General features: G+C 29.6%; 9 protein-coding genes. All 9 read left to right on the top strand.

Going from position 1 to position 6,400, the window contains the following annotated elements:
• Positions 1-121 precede the first annotated feature (121 nt).
• The 9 genes from spoVT (at position 122) to I6U48_RS28215 (ending at position 6,246) form a co-directional block, all read left to right on the top strand.
• On the top strand, positions 122-676 hold the full coding sequence (spoVT, locus tag I6U48_RS28255) for a stage V sporulation protein T (RefSeq protein ID WP_218323854.1): 555 nt from the start codon (positions 122-124) through the stop codon (positions 674-676).
• A gap of 203 nt (positions 677-879) precedes the next feature.
• Positions 880-2,433 carry a putative polysaccharide biosynthesis protein gene (locus I6U48_RS28250; RefSeq protein WP_218323853.1) on the top strand — a complete coding sequence of 518 codons (1,554 nt, stop codon included), beginning with the start codon at positions 880-882 and terminating at the stop codon, positions 2,431-2,433.
• Positions 2,430-3,875 (top strand): bifunctional methyltransferase/pyrophosphohydrolase YabN, encoded by a 1,446-nt coding sequence (gene yabN, locus I6U48_RS28245; protein ID WP_218323852.1) that lies wholly within the window; start codon positions 2,430-2,432, stop codon positions 3,873-3,875. Before I6U48_RS28250 ends, yabN begins: the two co-directional genes overlap by 4 nt.
• A gap of 112 nt (positions 3,876-3,987) precedes the next feature.
• Positions 3,988-4,263 carry a non-specific DNA-binding protein Hbs gene (gene hbs, locus I6U48_RS28240; protein ID WP_218323851.1) on the top strand — a complete coding sequence of 92 codons (276 nt, stop codon included), beginning with the start codon at positions 3,988-3,990 and terminating at the stop codon, positions 4,261-4,263.
• A gap of 60 nt (positions 4,264-4,323) precedes the next feature.
• Positions 4,324-4,584: an RNA-binding S4 domain-containing protein gene (locus I6U48_RS28235; protein WP_218323850.1), complete on the top strand. Its 261-nt coding sequence runs from the start codon at positions 4,324-4,326 to the stop codon at positions 4,582-4,584.
• Positions 4,585-4,709: 125 nt separating this feature from the next.
• Positions 4,710-5,000 (top strand): sporulation protein YabP, encoded by a 291-nt coding sequence (gene yabP / locus I6U48_RS28230; RefSeq protein ID WP_218323849.1) that lies wholly within the window; start codon positions 4,710-4,712, stop codon positions 4,998-5,000.
• 8 nt (positions 5,001-5,008) lie between these two features.
• Complete coding sequence (gene yabQ, locus I6U48_RS28225) at positions 5,009-5,410, top strand: spore cortex biosynthesis protein YabQ (protein WP_218323848.1); 402 nt, start codon at positions 5,009-5,011, stop codon at positions 5,408-5,410.
• A gap of 91 nt (positions 5,411-5,501) precedes the next feature.
• Positions 5,502-5,774: an FtsB family cell division protein gene (locus I6U48_RS28220; protein WP_218323847.1), complete on the top strand. Its 273-nt coding sequence runs from the start codon at positions 5,502-5,504 to the stop codon at positions 5,772-5,774.
• A 64-nt stretch (positions 5,775-5,838) separates the two neighbouring features.
• Entirely contained in the window at positions 5,839-6,246 is a 408-nt protein-coding gene (locus I6U48_RS28215) for a S1 domain-containing RNA-binding protein (protein WP_218323846.1), read from the top strand.
• Positions 6,247-6,400 lie beyond the last annotated feature (154 nt).

Below are 6,400 nucleotides of genomic sequence, written 5' to 3'. Positions count from 1 at the left end.
TTTATTTTTTAATTTTATAAATGCTTACCAACTTTAAGTAACAATTGTGTATAAAATTTCATAATTAGAAAGATAATATTAATACAACTTATATTTATATTATATGAGGAGGTATTAATCTATGAAAGCAACAGGTATTGTTAGACGCATAGACGATTTAGGTAGAGTTGTTATACCAAAAGAAATAAGGAGAACCCTTAGGATAAGAGAAGGAGATCCATTAGAAATCTTTACTGATAGGGAAGGAGGAGTTATACTAAAAAAATATTCTCCAATTGGTGAACTAAGTGATTTTTCAAAAGGTTATGCGGAATCTTTGCAACAAACTATAGGAAACATAGTTTTAATATGTGATAAGGACAGCATAATATCAATAAGTGGATCACCAAAAAAAGAATACTTGGAAAAGAAAATAAGTAGTGATCTTGAAAGAATAATAGAAGAAAGAAAATCTGTTTCTTTTGGAGAAGGAAAAGAAAAAACTATATCATTATATGATGATGAGGAAGTAGAAGGAAAATATTCAGCACAAGTAATTTCACCAATAATTGCAGAAGGTGATGCAATCGGAGCTGTAGCAATAGTATCAAAGGAAGAAGGAATAAAATTTAGTGATGTTGAAGCCAAATTAGCTGAAACTGCATCGTCCTTCTTAGGAAAGCAAATGGAGCAGTAAAATGGCAGCATAGCTGCCATCTTGCTTATGCTTTATAGAGAATTATTGACACTAGTATCAAAAATATTCATTATAAAGTAATAATACCCCCTTTTTTAAAATAATTATAAACATATAAATAAAATTATATTTGTTATATAAATTTTAAATTGAAAACATTGAGACAAAGATTTTGTCATAAGATGATTCGGGGGTATTTTTTTATGAAAAAGCAATCACTTATTAAAGGAACTTTCATTTTAGGAATTGCAGGCATATTAGCAAAATTTTTAGGAATATTTTTTAGATGGCCATTACAAATGTTAATTGGTGATGAAGGTGTTGGCTATTATCAGATGTCATTCCCACTATATATGTTTTTTATTGCAGTGGCATCAGGCATACCAATAGCGATATCTAAAATGGTATCTGAAAGCAATGCTGTTCATAATGAAGAAGGCGTAATTCTAGTATTAAGAAAAGCTATGATGCTCATGGTTATTTTAGGTACAGGTTTTACGGCGCTTTTGCTTATTTTTTCAAAACCTATAATACAGTTTTTAAAGTGGGGCAATGAATCTTACTATTCATTAATAGCTATTGCCTTTGCTCCTATATTCATATCAATAATGAGTGTATTTAGAGGTTTTTTTCAGGGGCTACAAAACATGAATTATTCTGCAGTTTCACAGATAATAGAACAAATAGGAAGGGTAATCGTGGGAGTTGGACTTGCCTATATACTCCTGCCTAAGGGAATTGAGTATTCTGCTGGTGGTGCTGCATTAGGGGCAGCAGCAGGTGGATTATTTGGAGGAATTTATCTTATAATAAAGTACTTACATATAAGAAAAGAATTTAAAGTTAAAAGAGTAAGAGATAACACAGATGTGCTAGGTAAGTTATTATATATAGCAATACCTGTTTCTTTAGGTGCGGCAGTAAGCAGCATAATGAGTTTAATAGATTCAGCTTTAGTTCCTCAGAAATTATTAGAAGCAGGATTTACTTATAAACAATGTACAATAGTATATGGACAACTTACAGGAAAAGCTTCAATTATGATAAATGTTCCACTTACACTATCAGCAGCATTATGTGCTTCATTAGTGCCTATAATTGCAGAATCACATGTATTAAATAGAAAATCTGAGGTTAACAATAAGGTAGGATTGGCTATGAAATTTTCTATGGTCATTGCACTTCCATCTTGTGTTGGATTGTTTTGCCTTGCTCGGCCTATTTTGGATTTAATATTTCCAGGACAGTCAGCAGGATTTGATATATTACAATATTCTGCTTTATCTATACCATTTATAATAATTGCACAAACTTCTACGGCTATATTACAAGGAGCAGGGTACTATATTGCACCTGTAATTATTCTAGGTTTAGGGTGCATTGTAAAGATAGTTATAACACTCTTAATGGTTCCAATACCAAGCATAAATATTTATGGAGCTGTAATAGGCAGTATAGGCGGCTATATAGTTTCATCTTCGCTAAATATGCTATTTTTAACTAGAAAGTTAAAAGTCAAAATAAAAGTTTCAGATATATTCATAAAACCAGCGTTTGCATCAATTTTAATGATAATAGCTGTTGTAATTATTTATATGAATGTCTATAATTATACCATAAGTAGCAAAATAGCCTGTATTTTGTCTATAATGCTTGGTATGCTTATATACGGCATATTAGTAGTTTTATTTAAAATATTTGAATATAGTTATGTCAAGAAGAAGCTTTTTAAGAAGCAAAGGGGAGAACGTGCATGATAAAGATAATTGGATTAGGACCAGGTGCTAAAGAAGCTCTTACTATTGGAGCCTTAGAAACCTTAAATAACTCACCTAAAATTTATTTAAGAACAGAGAAGCATCCAACTGTAGAATACTTAAAAAATAAAAATATAAAATTTGAAAGTTATGATAACAAATATGAAGAAGGAGAAAGCTTTGAGCAAGTATATAAAGCTATAGCAGATGACTTAATAAAAAGATGTGAAGAATTTAAGAATATAGTCTATGCTGTGCCAGGACACCCGCTAGTTGCAGAAAGGTCAGTAAATATACTATTAGACCTTTGTGAAAAAAAACATATAGAAACTGAAATTATTCCTGCAGTTAGTTTTATAGATGCACTTATGGAAAGCTTAAAAATAGACCCTATAGAAGGGGTAAAAATAATAGATGCTTTTGATATAAAAAATCAGATTTTAGATAAGAGAGTAGGTACTATTATAACTCAAGTATATGATAAATTTATTGCTTCAGAAGTAAAACTTGGTCTAATGGACTATTATAAAGATGATTGTGAGATATATTTTGTTAGGGCAGCTGGAGTAAAAGGGTTAGAGAGTATACGAAAAATACCACTGTATGAACTAGATAGACAAGAGGATATTGATTATCTAACATCAATTTATATTCTAAGAGATTTAGATAGCACAAAAGATTTTCGTGATTTGTTGGATATAATGGAAAAATTAAGAGATAGTGATGGGTGCCCTTGGGATAAAGAACAAACTCATGAAAGTTTAAAACGATACTTAATAGAAGAGAGTTATGAGGTATTAGAGGCCATAGATGAAAAGGATGATGATAAATTATCAGAGGAGTTAGGAGATGTTCTATTACAAGTAGTTTTTCATGCACAGATAGGTAGAGAGGATGGATTTTTCAATATAAATGATGTAATTGAAAAGGTATGTACAAAAATGATAACAAGACATCCTCATGTGTTTGGTAATATAAATGTTGACACTTCTGATCAGGTATTGGTAAACTGGGATAAAATAAAGAAAAAAGAACAAGGACTTCAAAGCTATACAGATGAACTTAAACATGTGGCTAAGAATTTGCCCGCTCTGATGAGGGCTGAAAAAGTTCAAAAAAAAGCTGCCAAGGTTGGATTTGATTGGGATAAAATTGAAGATGCCTTAGATAAGGTTTTAGAAGAATATTATGAAGTTAAGGATGTATATAAAAGCAAGGAAATGGCAAAAATAGTAGAAGAAATAGGAGATTTGATATTTGCTTCCGTAAATGTTGCAAGATTCCTTGACATTGACCCTGAATTTGCATTAAATTATACTATAGAGAAATTTATAAAACGTTTTGCATATATAGAAGAAATAGCAAAATCTAAAGGTGTTGATATGACAAATATGACATTAGAACAAATGGATATGCTTTGGGAGGAGGCTAAAAACAAATAATTTAAATTTTATATGCAAAAATAATCTAAAAAAGAAGGATTTTTAAAATTAGTGAAGAATATGCTAGTATGCCATTTAATAAGCATACTCGATATTTAAGGAGGTAAAAAAGGTGAATAAGTCAGAATTAATAACAAGCATAGCAGAAAAGTCAAAAATAACTAAGAAGGATGCAGAGGCAGCTTTAAAAGGATTTATAGAAAGTGTTGAAGAAACACTTGAAAAAGGAGAAAAAGTTCAGCTAGTTGGATTTGGAACATTTGAAACAAGAAAAAGAGCTGCAAGAGTAGGCAGAAATCCAAGAACAAAAGAAGAAATAACTATACCAGAATCAATAGTTCCAGTATTTAAAGCTGGCAAAGAATTTAAAGATAAAGTTAACAAATAATCAGTTTGAAAAACCTGGGTGAAAATCTAGGTTTTTTGTTTTAGTAAGGGAGTATATATTATGAGATTAGATAAATATCTTAAAGTATCAAGGATAATAAAAAGAAGAACTGTAGCAAAAGAAGCTTGTGAAGGGGGAAGAGTTAGTATAAATGGCAAAATAGCTAAGGCTGGTACTGAAGTTAAAGAGGGAGATATCATAGAAATACAGTATGCTGCTAGGTCCTTAAAGGCTAAAATAATTAATATAGCTGAACATGTTAGAAAAGAAAATGCTCAAGGAATGTATGAAATTATAGAAGGAAAAGAGGACGAGGAATAAATCAGTTAAGTGTCTGTTTTGGATATCTATATAGGTATTAACAGACCAAACTTAATTATTCTATATTAGGTTAGTAATATCCATGTGTAATTAATCATATATTAGTTACAGGTGGAGGGGATGTTATGGAAAAAAAAGAAATAAAGATAGAAGAAAAAAAGAGTTTATTAAGTGTTGAAAATAGAAAAAGGTTAGTATTAAATGGTGTTGTAGAGGTAATAAGTTTTGATGAGGAACAAATAGTTTTAAATACAAATCTCGGAACTCTTAATATAAAAGGACAAGGGCTAAAAATGAATAAGTTAGATGTGCAAAATGGAGATGTAATAATTATAGGAACTATAAATTCTTGTATTTATACGAACAGTGAAATTAAAAAACAAAAGGCAAGTATAATATCTCGGTTGTTTAAATAGGTTTTATTATGGTGATTTCAATAAATCAGCAATTTGGACTTATAGTGTTTAGCCTTGTTTCGGGAATAATAACAGGAATAATGTTTGACTTTTATAGATTAATAAGAGGAGGTAACAATCCTAGTAAAATTATAGCTTTCATAGAAGATACCTTATTTTGGATACTTACTGCAGTTGTAGTATTTATATTTTTATTATATACTAACTATGCGTATATAGGAATGTATCTGTATATGTGGATTATTATAGGTATATACTTGTACATGAAATTAGCAAGTAAGATTTTCATAAGTTCACAATATAAAGTTCTGAAGTTTTTAGGCAAATCTTTTAGAATAAGTATAAATACCATATTATATCCTTTTCAGTTATTGTTATGTTTAATTAAGAGAAAAAATAAAAGAAATTAAAAAAATAACTTGAAGAAAATTGAAAATCAAATTACAATGTATTTATAACGTTAAATATTTAGTCCCTTCAGAGGAATTTGGTGATTATATTATGAATAAAAAAATCAAAGGAAAAAGCGTAATTTTTGTTTTGATAGTATCTTATGTTTGTTATATATTTGTTAGTCAGCAGATAACTATGCGTAATATAAAAAATCAAATAGCTGATAAAAAAATAGAAGAACAAAAGGCTAAGGAAAAAAATCGAAAATTACAGGACGAAGTTAAAATGTCTAAATCGGACATGTATATAGAGAAGCTGGCACGAGAAAGGCTAGGTCTTATAAAAAAAGGCGAAACTCCTGTAATAGATACAAAAAATTAATTTCTAGTTTTTAATTTTAAATTTATATAAACATTATTTTTGTTTAAGGAGGAGTCTTTTTAATATGACCTTAAAGGCAGGAAGCATACTAGAAGGTACAGTAGTTAACATTACTAATTTTGGAGCATTTGTAGACATTGATGGTAAAACAGGATTGGTTCACATATCTGAGGTTTCAGATACTTATGTGAAAAATATAAGAGATTACTTAAAGGAAAAAGATAAAGTTAAAGTTAAGGTAATCTCAGTAGATGACAATGGTAAGATAAGTTTATCTATAAAACAAGCTGTTCCAGAAAAGAAAAGTTATAGACCAATGGAAATAGATTGGCAAAAAGAAAAATCAAAGCAAACCCAAGGTAATTTTGAAGATAGGCTGACAAGATTCTTAAAGGATAGCGAAGAAAGATTTCAAGATTTAAAGAAGCATCAAGATTCAAGAGGAAGAGGCTGTAAAAAAACTTCAAGTTAGTAAAGGACATAAAGAGGCTAAAATTAGCCTCTTTTAATTTTATAATGACATGCAATAAAAAATATAGTAAATATAGTTGACAACTTAGTTTGTATAATATATAATAGTCTATGTTGTGGTTGATGATGACAACATGTGCTGGAGTGGCGGAACT

Origin of the sequence: Clostridium thailandense (assembly GCF_019207025.1) — a bacterium.
Classification (GTDB): domain Bacteria; phylum Bacillota; class Clostridia; order Clostridiales; family Clostridiaceae; genus Clostridium_AM; species Clostridium_AM thailandense.
This window is presented reverse-complemented; position numbering and strand designations above follow the sequence as displayed.